This is a genomic window from Caballeronia sp. LP006, from assembly GCF_031450995.1.
Lineage (GTDB): Bacteria > Pseudomonadota > Gammaproteobacteria > Burkholderiales > Burkholderiaceae > Caballeronia.
In genome coordinates, this window is the sequence record NZ_JARTVW010000003.1 from 447654 (window position 1) to 469348 (window position 21695).

General features: G+C 60.7%; 19 protein-coding genes. 10 read left to right on the forward strand and 9 right to left on the reverse strand.

The genetic code is table 11. The features are described from left to right. Positions 1 to 32: 32 nt before the first annotated feature. Together P9250_RS06705 and P9250_RS06710 are read left to right on the forward strand one after the other, a co-directional pair. Positions 33 to 938 (forward strand): AAA family ATPase, encoded by a 906-nt coding sequence (locus tag P9250_RS06705; protein ID WP_310391905.1) that lies wholly within the window; start codon positions 33 to 35, stop codon positions 936 to 938. Then, positions 917 to 1462, forward strand: a complete 546-nt coding sequence (locus P9250_RS06710; RefSeq protein WP_310391907.1) for a hypothetical protein — start codon at positions 917 to 919, stop codon at positions 1460 to 1462. Before P9250_RS06705 ends, P9250_RS06710 begins: the two co-directional genes overlap by 22 nt. Before the next feature lie 651 nt (positions 1463 to 2113). On the opposite strand, the gene P9250_RS06715 is transcribed toward P9250_RS06710, so the two are convergent. The 7 genes from P9250_RS06715 to P9250_RS06745 all read right to left on the reverse strand — a co-directional run bounded on the left by P9250_RS06715 (position 2114) and on the right by P9250_RS06745 (position 10293). Then, positions 2114 to 2632 carry a fimbrial protein gene (locus P9250_RS06715; RefSeq protein WP_250527647.1) on the reverse strand — a complete coding sequence of 173 codons (519 nt, stop codon included), beginning with the start codon at positions 2630 to 2632 and terminating at the stop codon, positions 2114 to 2116. A gap of 57 nt (positions 2633 to 2689) precedes the next feature. Then, positions 2690 to 3769 (reverse strand): fimbrial protein, encoded by a 1080-nt coding sequence (locus tag P9250_RS06720; protein WP_250527648.1) that lies wholly within the window; start codon positions 3767 to 3769, stop codon positions 2690 to 2692. Positions 3770 to 3803: 34 nt separating this feature from the next. Continuing rightward, positions 3804 to 6386, reverse strand: coding sequence for a fimbria/pilus outer membrane usher protein (locus P9250_RS06725; RefSeq protein ID WP_310391911.1), 2583 nt, complete (start codon positions 6384 to 6386; stop codon positions 3804 to 3806). Between the two features lie 151 nt (positions 6387 to 6537). After that, positions 6538 to 7281 (reverse strand): fimbria/pilus periplasmic chaperone, encoded by a 744-nt coding sequence (locus P9250_RS06730; protein WP_250469318.1) that lies wholly within the window; start codon positions 7279 to 7281, stop codon positions 6538 to 6540. A 109-nt stretch (positions 7282 to 7390) separates the two neighbouring features. Then, positions 7391 to 7936, reverse strand: a complete 546-nt coding sequence (locus P9250_RS06735) for a fimbrial protein (protein WP_250469320.1) — start codon at positions 7934 to 7936, stop codon at positions 7391 to 7393. 1054 nt (positions 7937 to 8990) lie between these two features. Continuing rightward, entirely contained in the window at positions 8991 to 9194 is a 204-nt protein-coding gene (locus tag P9250_RS06740; RefSeq protein ID WP_244830836.1) for a cold-shock protein, read from the reverse strand. Between the two features lie 184 nt (positions 9195 to 9378). Next, complete coding sequence (locus P9250_RS06745) at positions 9379 to 10293, reverse strand: lipid A biosynthesis lauroyl acyltransferase (protein WP_284509451.1); 915 nt, start codon at positions 10291 to 10293, stop codon at positions 9379 to 9381. A 1026-nt stretch (positions 10294 to 11319) separates the two neighbouring features. Between P9250_RS06745 and P9250_RS06750 the strand changes: the two genes are divergently transcribed. Further along, positions 11320 to 11763: a MarR family winged helix-turn-helix transcriptional regulator gene (locus P9250_RS06750; RefSeq protein WP_244830835.1), complete on the forward strand. Its 444-nt coding sequence runs from the start codon at positions 11320 to 11322 to the stop codon at positions 11761 to 11763. Positions 11764 to 11824: 61 nt separating this feature from the next. Beyond that, complete coding sequence (locus P9250_RS06755) at positions 11825 to 12121, forward strand: DUF4148 domain-containing protein (protein ID WP_244830834.1); 297 nt, start codon at positions 11825 to 11827, stop codon at positions 12119 to 12121. A gap of 25 nt (positions 12122 to 12146) precedes the next feature. On the opposite strand, the gene P9250_RS06760 is transcribed toward P9250_RS06755, so the two are convergent. Together P9250_RS06760 and P9250_RS06765 are read right to left on the reverse strand one after the other, a co-directional pair. Further along, positions 12147 to 13862 (reverse strand): POTRA domain-containing protein, encoded by a 1716-nt coding sequence (locus P9250_RS06760; protein WP_310391915.1) that lies wholly within the window; start codon positions 13860 to 13862, stop codon positions 12147 to 12149. 233 nt (positions 13863 to 14095) lie between these two features. Beyond that, positions 14096 to 16018 (reverse strand): collagen-like triple helix repeat-containing protein, encoded by a 1923-nt coding sequence (locus P9250_RS06765; protein WP_310391918.1) that lies wholly within the window; start codon positions 16016 to 16018, stop codon positions 14096 to 14098. 643 nt (positions 16019 to 16661) lie between these two features. Between P9250_RS06765 and P9250_RS06770 the strand changes: the two genes are divergently transcribed. From P9250_RS06770 to P9250_RS06795, 6 genes are all read left to right on the forward strand, one after another. Continuing rightward, positions 16662 to 16838 (forward strand): Flp family type IVb pilin, encoded by a 177-nt coding sequence (locus tag P9250_RS06770; RefSeq protein ID WP_244830831.1) that lies wholly within the window; start codon positions 16662 to 16664, stop codon positions 16836 to 16838. A gap of 142 nt (positions 16839 to 16980) precedes the next feature. Beyond that, a complete protein-coding gene (locus P9250_RS06775; protein WP_244830830.1) occupies positions 16981 to 17490 on the forward strand; it encodes a prepilin peptidase in 510 nt (169 codons plus the stop codon). After that, positions 17487 to 17963 carry a TadE/TadG family type IV pilus assembly protein gene (locus P9250_RS06780; protein ID WP_244830829.1) on the forward strand — a complete coding sequence of 159 codons (477 nt, stop codon included), beginning with the start codon at positions 17487 to 17489 and terminating at the stop codon, positions 17961 to 17963. Before P9250_RS06775 ends, P9250_RS06780 begins: the two co-directional genes overlap by 4 nt. Positions 17964 to 17995: 32 nt before the next feature. After that, positions 17996 to 18946, forward strand: a complete 951-nt coding sequence (gene cpaB, locus P9250_RS06785; RefSeq protein WP_310391920.1) for a Flp pilus assembly protein CpaB — start codon at positions 17996 to 17998, stop codon at positions 18944 to 18946. Between the two features lie 100 nt (positions 18947 to 19046). Next, positions 19047 to 20405 carry a type II and III secretion system protein family protein gene (locus P9250_RS06790; RefSeq protein ID WP_409014861.1) on the forward strand — a complete coding sequence of 453 codons (1359 nt, stop codon included), beginning with the start codon at positions 19047 to 19049 and terminating at the stop codon, positions 20403 to 20405. Then, complete coding sequence (locus tag P9250_RS06795) at positions 20402 to 21694, forward strand: fimbrial protein (RefSeq protein WP_244830827.1); 1293 nt, start codon at positions 20402 to 20404, stop codon at positions 21692 to 21694. Before P9250_RS06790 ends, P9250_RS06795 begins: the two co-directional genes overlap by 4 nt. Position 21695 lies beyond the last annotated feature (1 nt).

The following is a 21695-nucleotide window of genomic DNA, read 5'->3' on the forward strand; positions in this document are numbered from 1 at the left end:
CCGAACGAAGCTAGTGCTGGAGCGAGATGTCGATGTACAGAAGTAACTTGCCGCATGTATTGAACTTTATCAATCTCAAGGGCGGCGTGGGAAAGACCACGACGGCGGTGGCCGTCGCCGAAATGCTTGCGCACGAGTTGCGCAAGCGCGTGTTGCTGATCGACCTCGATCCGCAGACGAACGCAACCATCAATCTCATCTCCGAAAAGCGTTGGGACGAACTCGATCGCGAAGGGCAAACCATCGCGCAGTTGTTCGAGGACAAGATCAACCTGCATCGGAAGCCGAAGTTCGATATAGAGAAGGCGATCGTGCGCGGCGTTTCCACGGTCGATGGCGGCATTGCGCGGCTCGATCTCTTGCCTTCGAGCATCCGGTTGATCGACTTCGAAGAGCGCATTGCGATGATCTCGCACAACCCCGGTTTTCTGATTAGTCCGCTCGATGTCTTGCGTCAGGCGCTGGAGCCGGTGCTTGAGCGTTACGAGTATGTGATTATCGATTGTCCGCCGAGTCTTGGTTCCGTCACGAAGAACGGCTTGCGCATTTCCACGGGCTATGTGATTCCGACGATACCGGACATCGTTTCGACTTGGGGCATTTACCAGATCGTGCAAAACGTACGGAGCTTTGGTGCGCGCTTTGGGCGCGTGCTCGAGCCGCTTGGGATCGTCGCGACCAAGGTGCAGAGGAACAACCTGCACGCGCGCGTGATGGAGGACTTGTTCCATGGACGACTGGGCAAGTTCTCGGAAGAGGGCGTGCCGCAGTCGCGCTTTTTCAAGAGCAGAATTCCGCTGGCGGTAGACGTCGCGCGAGGCGGTGATGCGGACGCGGGGCTGCGCACGCTGAAAAGCAAGTATGGCATCGAAGCCTATGAGGCTTTGCACGAGCTTACCTTGGAGATATGGGCGCTATGCGAAGCACGATGCCATTGAGGAAGTTGTTGATGCGGCTTGCTCGGGTGGTGGAGGAGGAGGCGGTTTATCCTGGGTTTGCGGTGAGACTAGGGGCGGTGTTGGTTTCGGTAGGGCAGGAGGTGGAGGCGGCTGCGGCTCCGACTGCAGTGCAGGTTCCTGCGGCGGTTCCAAGTCCGATTCAGGTTGCAGCCGAGGTTGCGTCTGCGGTTCCTGCCTATGCTGCGGCTGCGGATGCGGATGCGGTTCCGACTTTGCGTGCGCGCTCGCCGAAAATCGCCTTGCCCGATGTGCATAAGGAGTTTGCCAAGCTCGGCGATGAAGGCTTGCGCATATGGCTGCGTTCACTCGCGGTGGAGACGCTTAGGGCGATCATTCGGCGCGAAGATATGGATGCGGCGCGAAGGGCTTCGCGATGGAGAGATGTCGGAAGGCTGGCAGAGTTTATCGCCGATGCGCTGGAGGCCAGGAGGAACCGAGGTGCGGCGTTTATTGGGCGCGAGCCGCGGGACATTGGCGGATCGTCAGATGGTATGGACGTCTGACGCCAACGCGTGGGTTCTGGGAAAATAGAAAGCGGTCGTCCTTCAGAACGATGAGGGGCCATTTGTAGCGGCCCGCCTATCGCTCGCACAATTAGGGCAGCGGTGGCAATCAACGAATAATGTTCATGTCGAATGGCATATTCTTTGGGTACATTCCTGCGCAAGTTCGCCGATGCGACAGACATGGCGTAGAGGTCGCAGCCCTGCTTTAAGAAAACGCGGAGCCATCGGTGATGGCTCCGCGAATCATAGTCGCTAGCTAATTATCTTACTGAACAGATATCGCGATTCCGGACTTGAGGCCACCAGTTGTATCGGCTCGGTTGATGTTGATTGTAACGCTCGTATATGAGGAAGATGACGTCGAACCGGCGCCCGCGATATCGACTTGTGCGAGTGCGCTTCGCGTGATTTTCTGCATACTCATTTTTGAACCTATTTAAAGTAAAAGCGTTGATAAAAATTCTCGAACCTGTTGACGAGAATGGGTTTTCCAAGGTCGTTACGTATGGATATCGATGCAACGACACGCGGATGTTTGACGGATAGCGCGGTGACTAGTCGACCAGTCAATCTGGGAGCGTTTAGAGCGCGCTGAATCCTTAAAATTGGCTCACATATTGTTAGTTCGGAAAACGAACCTTAGACCAGTTAATTATAAGCGAAATTGACTGTAGCTACTGCTGTCACCGTACCACCCGTCATTGCTCCAAGTCGGTAGAACTGCGCAACCATCGGGATGGTCATCTCATTCGTCTGATCCACAGCACCGAGCGATTCAGCGCTTCCAAGCGTAATAGGCGATCCAGTCGTGTCGCCAACATTCGATGCCTTTAGCAACTGCACGCCCACCTGCGCCGCTGAACCGGTGTTTTTCAACACGCTGGTCAACGTGTCATTCGTACCATTCACGGTCATTGTCACGTTGGTGTTCGTAGCACAAGCGGCCAACTTCACGTTGAACGGCCGAGGATTTTGAGTGGACCCCACAGCCGCGAAATCGGTCGTCTTCGCCGTGTCGAGCGAGATTGTCTGGTTCGCACTACTCGAATCGACCGTGCAGGTCGGCAGAATGATTGTGCCTGTGAAGTTGAGCGTCGCGTCTACTGCAAACACCGACTTCGCGGCGGCCAATGCTGAGACTACTAGAATGAGCTTAAGTTTGTTCATCTTGCTTCCCGGAAATGTTTATAAACTTGAATGGTACAAACACGTTTTTTTACGCTTCTATTGGTACAGCACAGTCATTGTCATGGTCGAGTTCGCCGGTCCCGGAGTAAGGGTTCCTGTTCTGTAGTAGCGTGCCGTGAGCGGAATGTTGTAGCTACCACCTGTGGCGCTATTGAAGTTGCTTAAAGTTTTGTACACGCTAAGCGGAAAGACTGCACCGGTGCTGTCATAAAGCTGGATTCCGACGCCGCCGGCAGATGGGCTTCCGCTCAACGCCGCGACGTTGGTAAAGCCGGCCACTACTCCATTCGATGGATCGATTCGGTATTGAATGCTGTTAATTTGCCCAACCGAAAGGCCTGCTACGGGCGCACCACCGGGGCAGTTATTCAAGTCGAGCGTAAACGATGCCGGATTGCTCGACGTCGACCCAACAGTAGGTAAGTCACTTGGGCCGTGTATGCCCATGGGGATCGTCTTGTCTGGTGTCTGACAAGTCAACACGGTTACGACGACAGGCGAAATGTTGAAGCTTATAACTCCTGACGCAGGATTATCTCCGGCGGGTGGGCTAACAGCGCCTTCCCATGAAAAGCCTTGCGCAATCAAACCTGAAAGCGTGCCGGGAGTAATATCACCGATCTTCACCAAGGCAACGATCAGTTGACCCCCATTGTCATTAGTGCCGTTACTGTTCCAGTGAAAGCCCATGCCGTTAAAGCCGACAGGACCGGCCGTGCGTCCGTGAGCATTCAGATTGCCTCCCATCGCGATTCCCACGCCAGGAAGGGTCGTCTGATAGACAGGGAAAGCGGTGCCGTTATACGAGGCCGTATAGCTCGTCATGGTCGAGCTCATGCCTGCGAGTTCGAAGTCTATTCCTGAATAAGTAAGGTTAGTCGATGTACATGTGTACATGTTGGTCGTGTTCGGCATCATTGACCAGGATGTCAGCATGGAACCATTGGCCAGGTCGCGAGGAACCGCAACCGTGCCCGGCATCGTGATAGTAAAACTCGTATAGTTCGAGCGGCATGAGACATCGGCTTTAGCATTGTTAGGGAGCATAGTGACAGCTAACACCGAGCACACCGCGAGCCGCGCGAATGTCAGCACTATCCTCTTAACGTGATTCATGTATAACTCCAAAATGGTTAGCTCGTGCCTTGCATTACTGGCATACGCCGTCCGCGATCTTTAGCAAGATCGGCGTCACCGAGTTTGTCTTTTCTGGCAACTGATAAGGCACGGAGCAGGTTTGATCAGATGCGTCGCCCCACTTGACATTCAATTTGCCGCTATCGAGCTTCAGTCCCACCGCGATAATGCGGCTGCCCTGAGCAACGGTACCGACGGTGTTCTGTGCGTCGTCCGAAACTGTGGCGCCAAACGGAAGCGGCTTGCCGTTGGCCTGCAAGACACGCATTACTGCGGACTTGCCCTTGTCCTCGGTTTCGAACTTGAGCTTCACGACTGCGCCTGCCGTCGGCGCTGTTCGCTGAACGGTTGATTTCAGCTCGATATTCAAAGGCAAGCCCTTGGGATCGATCTCAACGTCGTTATTCGAATACGGCTGTATGCCCGACACCACTGCGTGGCCCCAAGGATCCACGCGAAGGCCCGAGCCGTTCGCAAGCTTCGCTCCAGCCGCATCCTTGGCTTCCACCACGGCAACCGTTTCGCCCATGTTCGGCGTGAACGCCACGCCATCGCCCCAGGCCACCACACCGCCTGAAACGCTCGCGCCCACCTGAGAGTATTGACGTCCCGTGCTGGCGTTGGCCGTCAGGAGCGCGAATGGCGACATATAGCCCACATTGGCGCCTGCATTGAACGAACTGCGTGCGTGGCCGCCGTCGTTAAAGTTTCCATTCAGGCCATACGTGATGGCGTTGTCCTCACCCAAGGTGCCGGTGATCGACTGTTGAATACTTGAACTGCTGTCGCTCGTGTCATGCTGGAAGTATGTTGACGATTGCGGCGCGTGCGAACCCAAACCCAGCGGAACCGTAAGATTCAGCATGATCCGGTTGTCCCAGCGGTCCGCATCGACCTGATACTGGCGCACAAGCGACGCGCCATAGGTCAGACGCTTCCAACTGTTGTTATAGCCAATTTGATACTGCGTGTCGTGGCCGGAGCGATTCCAGTAAGAAGTGACCGAACCCATTGCATACACTGACCCAAAACGGCCACTCGATCCGATGCTCTGATTCAGCACGAACTGAACACGCGATTTCTGTAGCGCCGACATAGCCGCTAGCTGACCGTCGTCGTTCAATTGACGCATGGTCATGGCATCAGGCAAGCTGAAGAAACCGCTCGTGGAATAGCGGTACGCCGCGATCGCGATATTCGTGTCGGTTGGTGCAATTAGCTGCGAGTAACTCAGGCGTACGCTCGCCCCGTTACGCGTGCCGAGTCGCTTGAAACTCGCGGTCGCGCTGGTTACGTCCACGCCGAATGCACCAACGCTCGTGTTTAGCGCCGTGCCCACCATGCCCGCGAAATACAGATCCGCAGCGGTGATCCCGCCGTAGAGCGTCAGCAGGTTGCTTATGCCGTGCTGTATCGTGAACTGCGAGACGAAGGGATGGATGTTGAGCGTGGCATCACGATACTCACCTATCGTCGCGCTATAGCGCGTCACTCCCGGACGCAGCGCATTGACGGCTGCGGCGTACGGCACAGTGGAGATATGCTGAGACCCGTCTGCTTCCGTGACGATGACATCGAGATTGCCGCCGTAGCCAGTCGGATACAGGTCGTCAATCTCGAAGGCACCGGGGGAGACGGTCGTTTCGTAGATGATGTTGCCGTTCTGCCGGATCTGAACCTTGGCGTTGCTATTCGCAATGCCGTGGATGACCGGCGCATAGCCACGCTGCGATTCCGGATACATCCGGTCATCGGTGCCCAGTGTGACGCCTCGAACGCCATAACTGTCGAATAGCGCGCCGTCGGTGAAAGTGTCACCGGCGGTCAACTGGCTCTTGATTCCCTTGAACCCGCGCTGAACATAGGTCTGCACGCTTTGGAAGTGCGAACCACCGTTACTGGTGTTCGTCAGGTTGCCCTGATAGCGAAAGCGCCAGGCACCCGCGTTGATCCCGCCGATCAATCCGAGATACTGAGAGTCGTTATTGAATTGCGGCGACGAACTGTGATATGCATTGGCGTTGTATTGCAGCATGGCCGCAGGCACGCCGTCCTCCCAGTACTTCGGATCGACATAGCCTCGGGCACGGCTATTCATCACGATCTGGGGGATTGAGACGTCCAACCGTTGCTCGCCACCATCAAACGACGCGACCGCGTTCGGAATCAAGTCTGATAGAGTCAGGCAGCCCTTATCTGCTGTCTCGAGTTTGGCGGTCGACTCCGCCGAGAGCTTTCTCGGGTCGACGCCAAGCCGTTCGAGCAGATCGGCATTCATGCAAGGAACGACCTCGTGGGAGTCCCCTCCCAACTCTCGCACCTCGATATTCAGCTTTCCTTTCCAAGCGTCGTTGACATAAATGTCGGACCGATACGTGCCCGGAAGCACTTCTTGGCCTTTATTGAATCGAGATACATCTAACTTCTCGGAATCGCTGGAATCGAGGAATTGCTCGTTAAACTCGACGGCGGCAAAGTGTTGCGGTGCATCCGCCCAGGCACGGCAACTGGTACCCACTGCCGCGATAGCTTGAATGACCAGAATACTTACCGGTTTCAGGTGCGTGCCTGCCAACTTAATGCTGCGGTATTTCATGTTCCCTGACGCATACGAAAATTACGGGCGTGCATAGCCATGCAGCCATTAAAGGCGTGCATGCCAGCCTGCGCGTCTTTTGGAGGAAATCCGGCGCGTTTGCAAACTCGTGGTTAGTTGGCCACGCGGTCGAACCGGGGTTGTCTCTTAGTCAGGGAGCCAGACTCGCTTCGCCAGACTGGGGGCCGCCGTAGTCGTTAATGGCCGTGTATTTGACCTTTCCGCCCGATGAAGGCACTTCACCCTTGAGCGGAAACGATTTTGATTCTCCCGGCCCGACCATTCCACCTTGATCGAATGCCGCGGTATGCCCGTCCCCCGTAAGTTCGATGCGGTCGAAAGAAACGTGATACTGAGAGCTATTGGACGCTTCGATCGCATTCGTCGAGCCATCACGCTTGATGTGCCACACGACAGCGCCGGGCGCGTCCGATGCTTGTCCTTTCAGTCCAGTCGGCCGGAAGAAGAACTTGATGCGTGTACGGAACGCCAATTGCAGCTGGTTGGCGGAAGCGTCATCGCCGGATGGCTTTGGCGGGACTTCCAGCACGTTCAGGTAGAGAATTGATTCCTTGTCGGCAGGCAGCGCCTCGCCGGTCGACATGATGCGCAACGTCTGAGACTTGCCCGGATCGATGCGCATGATGGGAGGTGTGATCGTGAACGGGACGTCGATGCTGTCCGGCTTGGCGTCCGGGTCGCCCTTATCGAGCCACACCTTGGTCAGCCCCGGGAGCTTTCCATTGTTCGTGAGCTTCACGGTGACTTCGGAATCGCTCTGGTTATAGACGACGCGCGTGCCGGCAATCACCACGGAGGCGTACGCTTGTGGCGCCGCCGTGAGATGCCCAATGCACAGCGCTGTGATTGTGAGTAGCCTGCTTGCCAGTCTCATGGGAACTAAAATCTCAACCAAATGCTTTGACCCAACGCGAGGGTGGGCTCGCGCTCACCCTCGCATGACCTCTTACTTATGCGAACTCAACCGCTGCCACAAGCTCGGCTTATTGGTAGTCGATGCTATACACGACTGACGAGTTTGCCGCGCCAGCGGACGTTGCGCCGGTTGCGTAGTACTGGACTTGATAGTTCAGCAAAGCCGAGCCTGAGGAGATGTTGGCCGCGATGGAGTTCTGCAAATCGCGCGAAAAACCTGCCTTGATAGGCGAGGAGTCGGAGTTCAACAGTTGCAGCTTGACGTTTCCGGCGCCGCCGCTTGCGACCATCAGACGACCATCGCTCGGGTCGACGGTTGAGCCCGCTTCATAGAACACCGCCGCCTTGCTGCTGGCGGTAACCGGCGAGCAGGCCGTCAGTGCTATGTGGTAGGACGTCGTGCCGGCTGTCTGGCCTGAAGCCGTGAGTTGGCTGGTCATAACGTTAGGCAAGTTGACGGTGAAATCTTTAGACGACGTGTCGTTGCCGTTGATGGTACAAGTCGAGGCAGTCAATGCGCCGTTGAACGTGATGGTTCCGTCCGAGGCGAATGCACTGGCGGCAGTCAAGCCAAGCAAGCCAGCAACGAGGGTCGAAATAGCAAAAGTCTTCATACGAGATTCCAGACAGTTAGATTTGCGAATGTTTGTTTTAAAGTTAAATCGCCGCTAAGTATGTGAAGCGTCGAGCCTGGATTGGCGCCGAAAAGGTGCGCGTCAGTCCAGACAGTCAGCTTCATCAGACGACAGAGTCAGTGCGACTAAAGTCATCCGAGTCGCTCTCTACAAAGCGTGTTTGAATGATCCGGTATCCTTATCTAAGCTTCAACGAGATTGGTCTTATATTTTCATTGGCATTGTTGCTTATGTTTAGGAAATCGAATCTTTGATTGAGAGATGCCAAGAGAGGTGAGAGGGAAGTTGCTTTAAGGCAGCAGGTGAGCCGGCTTATTGCTGCGCCTGGGGCGTCGTATGCGTCCTGGCGCCTGCCTAAAATATCACTGCAAGAAGGGTCTGAAGCGAGTCGATCAGATGCGGAACCGAAGATGCGCTTTTGAATATCCCTGCTCGCCGGATTGATAACGCAGCCGGAAAGCGTCCGAACACGAGGTGAGGTTTTCAGTTCGCAAGCAGCATGGACCAGTGCTTGACGCCAGGCAGCTTATAAACTTGGGACGGCTTTTCGTCACGCGGCGGTTGCATGCGTAGTGCGTTAGGTGAAAGCGGCCTGTAGCGGCGCTGCAGTGCGGCAGGGACACCTCGCCTGGTGAAGCAAGACGAAAGTCATGGGGAAGGCAACGATCGAAAGCCGCGCAACTTACACAGACGCGCTTTGAGAAAAGGCTCTCTTTGCTGACGCTCCAAAGAAGACCAGAGGCCGAATGGACGCGAACCGGGAAAAACGGGAAGGACGGTGTTGGAAGACGAGTTAGATCGACGCGCCTAAACGACTCATGTACAAAAGCATCGGCACAACATATCGTGCCCACGCGATCTTCGGCTTTAACATGCTGCGCCGAAGCACGAGCGCATCAAGCCCCAGGTAGACTAAGCGGTATTAGATAGCAGCAGCCGAGCAGCGCAAAACCGATGCGCGTCGCCGTGCCTAAACAGAAGGTCAAATATGACGCGCCGCAGCAAACCCGAAAGCTGCTGCGGCGCGTTCGCCTTACACAGGCTTGATGTTCGAAGCTTGCTTGCCCTTCGGGCCCATCTTTTCTTCGTAGCTCACTTTCTGGCCTTCCGCCAGGCTCTTGAAGCCGTCAGCGCGGATTTCCGAGAAATGTGCAAACAGGTCCTCGCCACCGCCATCAGGCGTGATGAAACCAAAACCCTTTGCATCGTTGAACCACTTGACCGTACCGGTTGCCATATCTTCTTCCTGAATTTTGCCGCGTAGCGGCGGTTTCCTATCGCGATTGCGCTAAGGCGCCTATAGTGAACTGCCTACGTCTGAAAGGCAACTGGTGTTGTGCGCAAAATTACTTCTGCGTCAAACTCCGGTTCGCGAAACGCCGGATTTCCTGCCTTTCGGGCACACAACGTCCATTTCAACCTCAATATACCGATGGCAAGCCGTCCGGCCGATGCTTGAAGCGCCTGTGCACCCAATAATACTGCTCGGGCATCAGGCGAATCTGTTCTTCCAGAAATGCATTCATGCGGGTCGCATCGACCGTGTCGCTGGCGGACGGAAAATCGATCAAGGGTTTAAAGACCTTAAGCCGGTATCCTCGATAATCGGGCAACACTTCGGTGACGAACGGTACCACACGCGCATGTCCCAGCTTTGCAAGCCGAGAGACGGCAGTCAACGTGCAGGCCGGCACGCCGAAAAACGGCACAAAAACCGAATTGTCGATGCCGTGATCCATATCGGCCGCCAGCATCACCGGCGTGCCCGAGCGAAGCAGCGCAACCACCTTTCTGGCGCTCGTCGACCGCTCTATTAGCTCGGCGCCGAACCTGCCGCGCTGCCGTTTGGCGAGCGCGCACAGGCGCTTGTTCGACATGCGGGTGTAGAGCGCAGCCACCGGCGAAGTCGTCGAATGGACCAGACAGCCGACCTCGATGGCAACGAAGTGAAAGCCCATGAAAATGGTTGGCGGGGCGTTTTTATCATCGAGATCGATTTCGCTGTCTATCTGCACTATCGAACGTATCGACTTCGCGCTGCCGTACCACTGAATACCGCGCTCGAGATAGCTGCGGATTACATGACGAAAGTGCTTTTTGGCAAGCTCTTGATAGTGCGCTTCGGAATTGCCGGGAAAGCAAAGGCGCAGATTGACGAGAACGATGTGCTTGCGACGGCTCGGGATCTCGTACAGCAGCGCGCCAAGTATGCTGCCAATTCTGGCAACCCATCGATATGGAAGCATCGAGAGAGCACGGAGCAGTAGCGCGACAGGCGTGAAGCCGGGGTTCTCCGGTATTTGTTCTCGTGGATGAGGGAGGGAATCGGCTTTCATGGGCAGGTACCACTCGGTAGTAAACACCGTTTGCTCCGTAGACCGGCCTGAACCAGCTATTTACACATACGTAGTAGGCATTTAGTCTTGTTGAGCCGGAAAACAGCCGGCTGGATATTTCACGCTGATGGTCGGTGGCCTGGACGCGCCGGCCAAGGTGGCAAAGACTATTTTTCGCGAATCGATCGCCGATGCGATCGTGACGCACGCAAGACATTAGTCGCAGAGAATGGCGACTCTTGGCGGATTAGAAGCGGGCAAGGCTTGCGTTCAAACGCGCCTGCAACCGAGGAGATCGTGCAACCCGTCGCTGCACTTACACGAAGTTAGAACTAACGAAGCGAGTATTGAAAAAAGGATCGTCAGATCAATAATGCGCTAATTACTAATAAAGCGAGTCGTGCGAAAAGGGCGCTTTCTCGTTGAATGGAGCATGGATTGTTGAAGCCCCTTGGACGATACGGGCACGATCGATAGGAGGGAGCAACTCACAAGCGGCGAATGGTGCGTGCCGCGTGGCTTGCTTCAGGAGGCATGCTGTGAAGCTTAACACGCATGCGGCTGTAAATCGGTAAAACATAAGGCAATTGGAACGATATTTACCGGGCGCTGTGCAACTAAATCCTGCCCAACTAACGCGCGCGTCATCCTGTGTGCAGAGACTAAATAATTTAGTACGGTCGAGCCTTTATCGGCCGTTGTGGCAGACGTTGACCCGTGACCAAATTCGAATATGCGGACTGATACATCCATGATTCGAATCGACCGCGCCATCGGCAAAGCATTCAGAGATATTCGGATACCGAAACATAACGATTAACTTCAAGAAGTCGAGTCATCTCTTCGGCACACATAGGCATGGACTTTTCGCCGTGGCGTGCGTCGAATGATTAGCGACTCAATTCATCGCTGGGCGCATCACACCGACAACGCACATCAGCATGAAGTCGTTGAGATCACGATCATCGTGGTTTGCCTGCCCGTCGCCTATGGAACACCGGGCGGCGTCTTCCCTATAATCGCCCGATGGAAACTCAACTCGACAAACGCTTCGGCTTTCTGGTCGCCGATGTGGACCGCCTGTGCGGCAACCGCTTCGACGAGCTGGCCAAGTCATCGCTGAATCTGACCCGCGCGCAATGCCGCGTGCTTGCCTATCTGTCGCATTACGGCGAGGTGAATCAGGCGCGGCTCGCCGGGCTGCTCGAGGTCGCGCCGATTTCCGCCGGGCGGCTGCTGGATCGCATGGAGGAGGGCGGCTGGATCGAACGGCGGCTCAATCCCGACGACCGCCGCGAGCGGCAAGTGAGCATGACCGCGAAAGCCGAGAAGGCGCTCGACCGGGCGCGGCGCGTCGGCGACGAAATCACTTCCGAGGCGCTCGCGGGCCTGAGCCGCCAGGAAAGCGAGCAGTTGATCGGGCTCCTGCAGCGGGTGCGGGCGAACCTCAGCCGGATCGTCGACAGATAAGGTTTGGATCGGTTCTTGCTGCCGCGACAGGCGCTTCATTCACTTCCTGGGGAGAAGAACCATGCTGAACCTACGCACCGCACCGCTCGCCGTCATCGCGCTGTCCGTCGCGGCGCTCGTCACGCTGCCCGCGACGCCCGCACACGCGCAAGACGCCGGCGCGTCCACGCCCAAGCAGGTCAAGAAAGCGCAGCGCAAGGAAGCGCGCGCAAAGAAAAATGCCGAACTCGGCGAGCTCGAAAAGAACGGCTATAACCCCGGCGGCGAGCAGAACGACTATCCGCAGAATCTGCAGAACGCGCAGGCCAAGGTCAACGCAAAGAAGGCCGGACAACCGGCGCCCGCTTCGACGCCGTGAACCGGACGCTCAGTCACGTGAAGCTTCAGTCCAGCTGATACGACAACGAAGCGTTCACACGCGGACTGCGCGATGCGCTCTCGACGGGTGCATCGCCCGTTGCCTTGGCGACGGAGAGATCGATGCTGTAGTGCTTCGAATCCGACACTCGAAAACCTATCCCGAACGACGACAAACGCCGTGGACTCGCCGTGCCGCCGTGGAGAAAAACGCGCGCGGCATCGACCATGACGTAAGGCGTGAAGGTCTTCAGATACGTCATGCCGATATCGAGCGGCCGGTTCACTTCGAATGACGCGCCGAAGCCCGAATCGCCCGACACTTCGCCCGGCTGATAGCCCAGCGCGAAACGCTGCGCGCCGAACGAAACCTGCTCGGATGTCGGCAGGGAGTCGGGCGAATACTGCCCCGTCAGCGAAAGCGCCGTGCCGATTTTCATCGGCCATTCGTTGCTCTGCGTGTAGCTCGCGCCGGTCCGCACGAAGGTGAGCGAGACAGGATTGACGGGCGCGTAGCCGGCAATGTTGGTGTCCGCGCTCTTCGAGGCGCCGAGCACGTCGAACGCCTTCGCCACGTTCACGCTCGCGCGCCGCACGACGCCTGTCGCAATGCCGGTGTAATCGAGCTGCAATTGCGCGACGCGAATCTGCGAGCGCTGCGACAACTGCGGATTGCCCGCGACGATGGTGTTCTTCAGCCGGTCTTCATCGTGCGATGCATAGACGCTTCCCGTGCCGACGAGACTACGCGCGTTACTCAGCAGGAACGGATAGACGGCGGAAAACGCGAGCTTGTCGTTCACGACGGTGCGCTCGATATAAGACGGCAGCCCCGGATTGTCGACCGGATGCCCGTGATAATGCGATGCATCGACTTTCGCGGTGAAGCCATCCGTGCCGATAGGCAGCGAGCCGTTGAGCGCGTAATAGGTTTGATCGTCGCGTCCCTTGGGCAACAGAGCGGACGCCGACAGCGATTCGCCGAAGCCGAGCATGCCGTTCTCGGTCGCGCTCAGAATGCCCTGCACGCCCGGATGATTGAAGTCGATGCCCGTGCTCACGTTGAAAGGCTTGCGCTCGACATCGAGTTCGAGCGTGGCGGCGCCGTCCGTATCCTGCGGCGGTGCGACGGTCGCACGCGTCTTCACGCCCGGAATCATGCCGAGCACGTTGATATAACGCTCGAAATTCGCTTGCGTGAGCGGCCGGTCCTGACGCATGCGGTCGGCCACCGCGCGAATGCGCTTCTCGGCCGCGCCCGCGTTGCCCTTCACGACGACCTGCGCGATATACCCTTCGACCACCGTTATCCGCACCACGCCTTCCCGAAACGTTTGCGCCGGAATGAAGGCGAACGAGAGCGCATAGCCGCGCTCCTTGTAAAGCGCGGTGATGCCGTTGGCGGTTTCGATCAGCTTGCCGATGGTCACGTCCGTGCCGACGAGCGGCGCGAAGCGTTGCGCGACATCGTCGAAGGGCAGAGCCTTGACGCCCTCGATTTCGAATTTGCGCGGCGTGAGATGCTGTGCGAGGAGCGCGTCGAGCGCGGGAGCGGGAGGCTGCACGTTCACCGATACCGCCGGCTTGGGCGGCGTGTTCACTTGCGGCAGGGCATCGAGCGGATTGCCGCCGATGCTCGCGCGCGGCGCCGCCGGAGCAGTTTGAGCGAGCGCGAGTTGCGCCGTGAATGGTGCGCCGATTGCGGCGAGCAAGAGCACCCGTTTCCAGTCGCGGATCTCCACGATGAATCCTCGAAGGTTGTCGCGAGAACGTCGTACGGTGCGTGCTTCTTCCAACGTCCTGCACGGGCAGCGCCGCGTTCTTCGTCGTGTGTTGTCGTTTGGTGATGCGATTCGTGGCTTCGATCGGACGCGGGTTGTGTTGCTGGCATGCGCGTCGACATTCGCCTGGCGTCACGCCGTTTCCGAACCGCGATACGCCGCGATCCGGAAACGGTGACGCCTGGCTTCATGCGTTAGCGTCGCGGTCCTCCGAGCACGCCGCCGACGATCGAACCCACCGCGCCGAGCAAGCCCGTGCCAGAGCCGTTTGCGGTGCTGGCGGTGCTACCCGTGCCGCCTGTCGTCGTCGCGATACCTACGCCCGTACCGGCGCCTGCGCTGGTCGTGCCGTGCGTCGTGGCGACCGTCACGCCGACCGCGCCCGTGATCGTGGTCACCGTGCCGAGCACGCCGCCGCCCGAACCGGACGAGCCGGTCGTGCCGCCCGGCGCACCAGTAACCGCGCCAACGATGCCTGTCACCGGAGCCAGCACGCCACCGGCCGATCCCGTGGCGCCTGTAAGCGCGCCGGTTACGCCGCCGACCACGCCCGTGACCGGAGCAAGCACACCGGCACCAGCGCCTGTACCGCTCGTCGCGCCTGTCAACGCACCCGTCACGCCGCTGACCACGCTCGTGACCGGCGCGAGCACGCTCGTACCGCTGCCGGTCGCGCCCGTCAACGCACCCGTGACGCCGCCGACAAGCCCCGTGACCGGTGCGAGCAAGCCCGCCGTCGAGCCCGTGCCGCCGCCCGTCGCGCTCGTAAGCGCGCTCGTCACGCCGCCGACGAGACCGGTGACCGGCGCAAGCAAGCCTGCCGTCGTTCCAGTGCCGCCCGTTGCGCCCGTCAGTGCGCCCGTGACGCCGCCGACCAGACCCGTGACCGGCGCAAGTACGCCCGAGCCTGCGCCGGTCGCGCCGCCGAGAATGCCGGTGATCGGTGCGAGCGGATTGGACGCTGGCGTGCCGCTGACGAGGCCGCCCGCGGATGCCACCGTCGTTCCCGTGGTCGACACCAGATTGCCCACGCCCGCCGTGACCGGATTGGCGCCCGTGCCTGCGATGCCCTGACCCGCCTGACCGAGCGCGCCGCCGAGCGTCGTAAGCAGGTTGTCGACCGGCGTGCCGAGGCCCGTCGCCGCGCCGACGGTCTGCGTCGTCGAACTGACGACAGACGTGATCGGCGTGATGGCCTGGCTGACTTGCTGCGTGAGTTGCTGAACCGGTGCGCCGGTCAGCGTTTGATCGAGGACGCCGCCCGTCTGCGTCACCGCGTTACCCACGATTCCGACGATGCTCCCGACCGGCGTCGTAACAGGTGCGAGCGGCGAAAGCGTACCGGTGCCGAGGCTCGATACGAGCGTCCCGGCGCTGCTGACCGTATCGCCGGTTTTTTCGACGACACCGCCAAGACTCGCCACCGTCGTGCCGACCGGATTCGTGCTCGAGCCGATGGTTCCGAGCCCGGCCGACACGCCATCGCCGAGCGTCGTGACAGCCGCGCCTGCGTTCGTGACGACATCGCCCGTGGCTTTCGTGGTGCCCGCGCTGACGAGCGGTGTGGTCGTCGCGCCGATTGCCGACCCGATTCCCGATACCGTCGCGCCAAGCGCGGACACCACGTTGCCTGTTTTGCCTACGACGGCCGCGACAGGCTGAGGCGTCGTGCTGCCCGTGGTGCCACCGCCGGTTCCCCCACCGCCAGTGCCCCCGCCGCCCGTGCTGCCCCCGCCGGTGCTGCCACCACCCGTACCGCCACCACCCGTGCTACCGCCTCCGGTGCTGCCACCGCCGGTGCTGCCACCACCCGTACCGCCACTACCCGTGCTACCGCCTCCGGTGCCGCCGCCGCTTGTGCCGCCCGTGCTGCCACCGGAGCCCCCGCTGGTCCCCCCGCCACTACCCCCGCCGCTACCCGTTCCGGTACCGCCGCTGCTGCCCGAGCCCGTGCCGCTGTCGCCGGTCGTGATCGTTCCAGAGCCGCTACCGCTCGCGCCTGCCGACTTGCTCATCGTTCCCGAGCCGCCACACGCCGCCAGCGTGAGTACGCTCGCGACCGCTGCCGCGACGATAGACTTGCGCAAGAATTCCTGTCCGACGTTCCTCGTATTCATGATGGCCCTCGTTACTTTGTTTTGGTTGAACCGCGGGCCAGTAACTGCGAAAGGTGTGCCAACGTACGGACGACGGGGCTCGCAGGCGTTCCTCGCCCTGCGAGAAGCGCTCGCGAAAGGAGAATTTCCAAATGAATTCGGGGTTCGGCGGGAGATTGCGGCCGCCTCTCACCGCGTATCGGCAAACGGCAATTCGGACGTTCGTAACGTAACGAACATCGAGCCGCGTTACGACGCGACGCGTTACGCGGGCCCGCCATAAAGAGCCAGTCAATGAAAAAGAGCGGGGCAGGAAATCAATACGAGTCGCTGCATTCGCATCAAGTTGATTTTACTGATATGCCAGAGTTTATTTACCCGATGCAACTATTGATGCACTGCACGATACAAAATGTTCTGACGTAATTGATTTTGAGATGTGCATGCGATATAAATTCGCCAACGCAGTCCTCTTCTTTCGGCAAACGTTGTGGGAGGGTAGCGATCAACAAGAAAAACCAAAAATATCGAGAGAGTTGGAGCGCCGCTCCGATGCATGGGCCCGGGGTCACGACATCGCGTTCGCGTGGTGGTCTGCCGCCTGGAGCCTCGCACGAAGAGGCGAATCCGCGGCCAGGCAGTACACCATCCGAGGGCAACAAGAATGACATCTACCTTGCTTCAATTCATCCGCGACAGGCGTGGGATCACCGCCATCGAATATGGGCTGATTGCCGGCGTGCTTGCGCTCGGCATCATGACGGCCGTGGGCGGCGTCTCCACTCAGCTCACGTCCACTTTCAACGCGATAAAGGCGGAGCTCGCTAAAACGTCGAGCTAATCCCATCTTTATTCGCTGACGAGATGCCGATTCGCGCGCCGGAGCAATCCGGCGCGCGGACCGAATACATCTTTCGAGTTTCGATTAAACCTCCGTATTACTACGGAGGGCGCTGTCTTATTGCCTGCCGATTTACGCTGCCATGATTTATTTTGAATCCGCGATATTTATCGGCTGGGCGCTGGCGGTCGTCTTATTCGACTGGCAGCGCAGGTCCATTCCGAATTCGCTGGTCGCGGCCGGAGGCGTGTTCGCGCTTGCGTTCGCCGCGCTCGGCATTTCGCCTTTTCAGACGGCGATCGGCTTCGCATTGCTCGGCGCGTTGGCGGGTTTCGCCGCGCTCTTGCCGTTCTACCTGCTCGGCATGATGGGCGCCGCCGACGTCAAGGCGTTCGCCGTGCTCGGCGCGTGGTGCGGCCCGCGCGAACTCGTCGGCGTCTGGGTCGCGGCGAGCCTTGCGGCCGCGGTGCATGCGCTCGTGTTGCTCGCGCGCCGTGAGGACCGCGTGGTGCTGTCGCTGCGCAGTCTTGCCGCGCATGCGAGCGTGGCCGAACGCAGGCGCAACAGCACGCCCTACGGCGCATTGCTCGCGGCGGCTGGGATCGGTCAGCTGGCGCTGCATCTGCTGAACGCAACGGGGCGGCCAGCATGAAGTCCGCGCCATCAATCCAACGGCCACGCCCACGACGAAACCAGCGCGGCAACGTGGCGGTCGAGTTCGCCATCGTGTTTCCGCTGTTCTTCCTGATCTTCTACGCCATCGTCACCTACAGCCTCGTGTTCGTCGCGCAGCAGTCGCTGACGCTCGCAGCGGAAGAGGGCGCACGCGCCGCGCTGCGCTATCAGGCCAACGCGACAAGCATCGACGACGCCCTCGCGCGCCGTGGCAGTGCCGCCTGCCAGACCGCGCAAGGCTTGTCGAACTGGCTTGCGGGACTCGCGCAATGCACCGCCACGCCCGCGCCGTGTACCTACGACGGGACCCTGCGCTGCATCCAGGTGACGCTCGCTTATGCCTATGCGCAAAAGCCGCTGGTGCCGACGCTGCCGTTGATCGGCCTCGCGCTGCCCGATTCGCTGGTGGCGCGCGCGATGGTCCAACTCAATCCGGACAACGTGTTATGAGCGTCCGCCCGAACTTTCACGATTGATCTCACATGGCCAACGTCACACGAACGCTCGCGGTCCTGTTTTTCATGCTGGCCATCGCGCTGGGCATCTTCGCGTTCACGCTGGCGCGCGCCCCGGCGCCGCTGCCGGCAAGCGCCAACGGCGGCGCGCCCGGTCCCGCGCTCGCGGTGGATCGCAAGCTCGCGCCGGTGGTGATCGCCGCACGCGATTTGCAGCCCGGCAAGCCGCTCGATGCCGCGTCGCTCACGGTGCGCATGCAGGCCGAACCCGCGTCCGGCGTGTTCAGCGATACCGCCGCGCTCACCGGCCGCACCACGCGCGTCGCGGTGCCGCAAGGCACGCCGCTCACGGTCGAGACGCTGTCTAGCGGACTTGCCGATGTCGTCGAGCCGGGCGAACGCGCGGTCGCGGTGCGCGTCGACGAAACCAACGCGGTCGGCAATCTCGTGCGCCCAGGCAATTTCGTCGATGTGTTTTTCACGCTCAAGCGCGAAGGCGGCGGCAGCAGTGGCGCCGAAGTAGAGGCGACACAGGCGCGCCTTCTATTGTCGAAAGTGCGCGTGCTGAGCGTGGGCGGCGCGTCGGTGGAAGGTGTCGATGGCAAGGCCGCGGGCGACACGAACCAGGCGACTCGCAATTTGAACGCACAGACCGCCGTACTCGCCGTGCGCACCGCCGACGTCGATGCGCTCACGCTCGCCGAAAGCTCGGGCCGCCTCGTGCTGGCGCTGCGCAACACCAACGACGACGAAATGCCGCCGCCGCAGTCGTGGCTGCCCCTGCATGCCGCTGCCTTGCATGCCGACGCGGATGGCGCCGCACGCGCGGCCGCCGGGGTATCGCTCGGTGCGCTGTCGGGCGCGCGCGCCGGCCGCGAACCGGTGACGCAGCCGCGTGCGGCGGGCGTGGCGCGTGCGCCGCGTAGCAACGAAGTGGAAGTGATCCGGGGTGGCCGTGTCGAGCGAACCGCATATTGAGCGCGCCGATGCCGGCTATCCCGATGAATTCGAAACGAAGCAAGCCATGACGATGACGATAAACCGGCCACCGATCTTGCGGTTCCACACGCGCGCGCTCATGGCGTGCTGCGCGGTTTTGCTTGGCCTCAACGCGAACGTGGCGCAAGCCGTCGCGACGCCGCACGCGGATGACATCGAGCGTGCATCGACGGGCAGCGCGCAAGACGCTCCCGTGATCGCGCTTGCGACCGGTGCGCAGCGGGTTCTCGCGCATGGCCGCTCGGTGTCGCGCGTGGCCGTCGCCGATCCCGCCATCGCTGATGTTCTCGTGCTCAAGAATGGCGGCGTGCTGCTGGTCGGCAAGTCGGCAGGCACGACCAATCTGCTCGTCTGGGAACAGGGCCGCGACACGCCGGCGTCCTATACCGTCGATGTCGCCGCCAGCGCGAACGCCGCGCTGCTCGACCACGACGCGCCGCAAGTGCGCGTGCTCGGCAAGACGGCCGTGCTCAGCGGCAGCACGCCGTCGATGGCCAAGCATCAGCGCGCGGCAGCGGCGGCGCGCGCGGCTATCGGCAAGGACGGCGCGCTCGTCGATACATCGACGGTACAGAGCAAGAGCGTCGTGCAGGTGGACGTGAAAGTGATCGAGTTCAGCAAGGCCGTGCTCAAGGAAGCCGGCTTCAATCTGTTCTCGCAGAATCACGCGGGCTTCGCGTTCGGCAGTTTCGCGCCCAGTTCGCTGGGTTCCTATACCGGCGGCGCGACGACCGCGTTGCAGGTGACGTCCACCTCGCCAATCGGCGCCGCGTTCAACCTGCTGCTCAACTCGGGCTCGCGCGGTTTGTTCGCCAACCTGAGCCTGCTCGAAGGGAACAACCTCGCGCGCGTGCTCGCGCAGCCGACGCTCGTCGCGCTCTCGGGCCAGAGCGCGAGCTTTCTCGCGGGCGGCGAAATTCCGATTCCGGTGCCGCAGGCGCTCGGCAGCACGACCATCGTTTATAAGCCGTATGGCATAGGCCTTTCGCTCACGCCGACCGTGCTCGGCGCCGACCGCATTGCGCTCAAGGTCGCGCCCGAAGCGAGCCAGCTCGACTTCGCGCACGCCATCACCATCGACGGTGTTTCGGTGCCCGCGCTCACCACGCGCCGCGCGGAAACGGCGGTCGAACTCGGCGACGGCGAGAGCTTCATGATCGGCGGGCTGGTGGATCGCGAAACGGCGTCGAACGTGAACAAGGTGCCCTTGCTCGGCGACTTGCCGATCATCGGCGCGTTCTTCAAGACTTTGCAGTACTCGCAGACGGACCGCGAGCTGGTGATCATCGTGACGCCGCACCTGGTCGCGCCTATCGCCCGGGGCGCCGCCTTGCCGATGACGCCCGGCCAGCAGTCCGAACAGCGCGACGGACCGGTGTGGAAGAGCTTCGTCGGCGGAGCGCTTTCTTCCGACACCGCGCCAGGATTTTCGCGATGAACACCCAAGGATTCGGACCCGGCAAGGCAGCAGCGGCGGCGGCAGCGGGCGAGCCGCTCACCGCGCGCTTTCTGCTGGCGAGTCCCGAACCGTCGAGGCAAGCGTGGCTGCAGCAGGCGCTGACCAGCACGGGCGCGGTGGAAATCGCGCCGTGCGACGCCGTCGCGCTGGTCACGCGCATCGCGGAATGCGCGCCGGCCATCGTGTTCATCGACTTCACCGAGCGCGCCGATTACCACGCGGCCGCACTCGCCGAAGCGGCCCGCGACGCTTTTCCAAACGTGCCGGTCGTGGCGCTCGGCACGCTTGCGACGCCCGCACCCGCGCTCGCCGCTTTGCGCGCGGGCGTGCGCGATTTCATCGATACCGGTGGACATCCCGGCAGCGTGCTCACGGTGGCGCGGCGGCTTATCGACGAGCGTCCCGAACATGTGCCCAAGCGCGGCAAGCTGACGGTGCTGCTCGGCGCGCGCATCGGCGTGGGCGTGAGCACGCTCGCCGCCAATCTCGCCGTGAGTCTGCAACGGCGCGGTCAGAGCGCGCGCCGCGCCACCGCGCTGCTCGATCTCGGCCTGCCCGCCGCCGACAGCGCGCTTTTGCTCGACACGCGCAGCGAACTGCATTTCGTCGATGCCGTGCGCAACCTGCGCCGGTTCGACGAAACCTTCGTGCACACCGCCTTCGCGCGTCATGCGAGCGGCCTCGCGCTTACCGCGCTGCCCGCCGATCTTGCCGAAATGCGCGCGATTTCCTTTGCCACGGCCGTCAGCACGCTCAACCGGCTGCGCGCATACTTCGACCACCAGATCGTCGATCTCGGCGGTTTTTCGAATCCCGACTTCGTCGCGCAAGTCGTGCAGGCCGCCGACGAAACCTGGCTCGTATGCGATCCGAACGTGGTCTCGGCGGTCTCGGCTGTCACGCTCGTCGAGCATGTGCGCGGCGGCGAGCAAACCGAAACCGCGGCGCGGAAGATTTCGCTCGGTCTCGTCGTCAACAAGTTCGATGCGGCGCTCAACTTCGGCGCGGATCAACTGGCCGCGCGGCTCGGGCTACCGCTCATCGGCATCTTGCCGGAACGTGCGCAGGCGCTCGGGCGCGCGGTGAATCAGGGAAGCCTGCTCGCGGATACCGCGCCTCGCGACCCTTACGTGCGCGCGCTTTTACCTCTCGTCGCGCGTCTCGCGGATGAACCCGCGCCCGCCGGCCGCCATGCACTGCCCAAGGCTACTGAAAGCCCGGCCGCCGGACTCGCGCAACTTCTTCCCACCTTTCTCAGGCGGTCATGAC

Bases quoted from the DNA above. Each gene is read 5' to 3' on its own strand.
- P9250_RS06705 (WP_310391905.1), top strand. From the start codon at position 33: ATGTACAGAAGTAACTTGCCGCATGTATTGAACTTTATCAATCTCAAG.
- P9250_RS06710 (WP_310391907.1), top strand. From the start codon at position 917: ATGCGAAGCACGATGCCATTGAGGAAGTTGTTGATGCGGCTTGCTCGG.
- P9250_RS06715 (WP_250527647.1), bottom strand. From the start codon at position 2,632: ATGAACAAACTTAAGCTCATTCTAGTAGTCTCAGCATTGGCCGCCGCG.
- P9250_RS06720 (WP_250527648.1), bottom strand. From the start codon at position 3,769: ATGAATCACGTTAAGAGGATAGTGCTGACATTCGCGCGGCTCGCGGTG.
- P9250_RS06725 (WP_310391911.1), bottom strand. From the start codon at position 6,386: ATGAAATACCGCAGCATTAAGTTGGCAGGCACGCACCTGAAACCGGTA.
- P9250_RS06730 (WP_250469318.1), bottom strand. From the start codon at position 7,281: ATGAGACTGGCAAGCAGGCTACTCACAATCACAGCGCTGTGCATTGGG.
- P9250_RS06735 (WP_250469320.1), bottom strand. From the start codon at position 7,936: ATGAAGACTTTTGCTATTTCGACCCTCGTTGCTGGCTTGCTTGGCTTG.
- P9250_RS06740 (WP_244830836.1), bottom strand. From the start codon at position 9,194: ATGGCAACCGGTACGGTCAAGTGGTTCAACGATGCAAAGGGTTTTGGT.
- P9250_RS06745 (WP_284509451.1), bottom strand. From the start codon at position 10,293: ATGAAAGCCGATTCCCTCCCTCATCCACGAGAACAAATACCGGAGAAC.
- P9250_RS06750 (WP_244830835.1), top strand. From the start codon at position 11,320: ATGGAAACTCAACTCGACAAACGCTTCGGCTTTCTGGTCGCCGATGTG.
- P9250_RS06755 (WP_244830834.1), top strand. From the start codon at position 11,825: ATGCTGAACCTACGCACCGCACCGCTCGCCGTCATCGCGCTGTCCGTC.
- P9250_RS06765 (WP_310391918.1), bottom strand. From the start codon at position 16,018: ATGAATACGAGGAACGTCGGACAGGAATTCTTGCGCAAGTCTATCGTC.
- P9250_RS06770 (WP_244830831.1), top strand. From the start codon at position 16,662: ATGACATCTACCTTGCTTCAATTCATCCGCGACAGGCGTGGGATCACC.
- P9250_RS06775 (WP_244830830.1), top strand. From the start codon at position 16,981: ATGATTTATTTTGAATCCGCGATATTTATCGGCTGGGCGCTGGCGGTC.
- P9250_RS06780 (WP_244830829.1), top strand. From the start codon at position 17,487: ATGAAGTCCGCGCCATCAATCCAACGGCCACGCCCACGACGAAACCAG.
- cpaB (WP_310391920.1), top strand. From the start codon at position 17,996: ATGGCCAACGTCACACGAACGCTCGCGGTCCTGTTTTTCATGCTGGCC.
- P9250_RS06790 (WP_409014861.1), top strand. From the start codon at position 19,047: ATGGCGTGCTGCGCGGTTTTGCTTGGCCTCAACGCGAACGTGGCGCAA.
- P9250_RS06795 (WP_244830827.1), top strand. From the start codon at position 20,402: ATGAACACCCAAGGATTCGGACCCGGCAAGGCAGCAGCGGCGGCGGCA.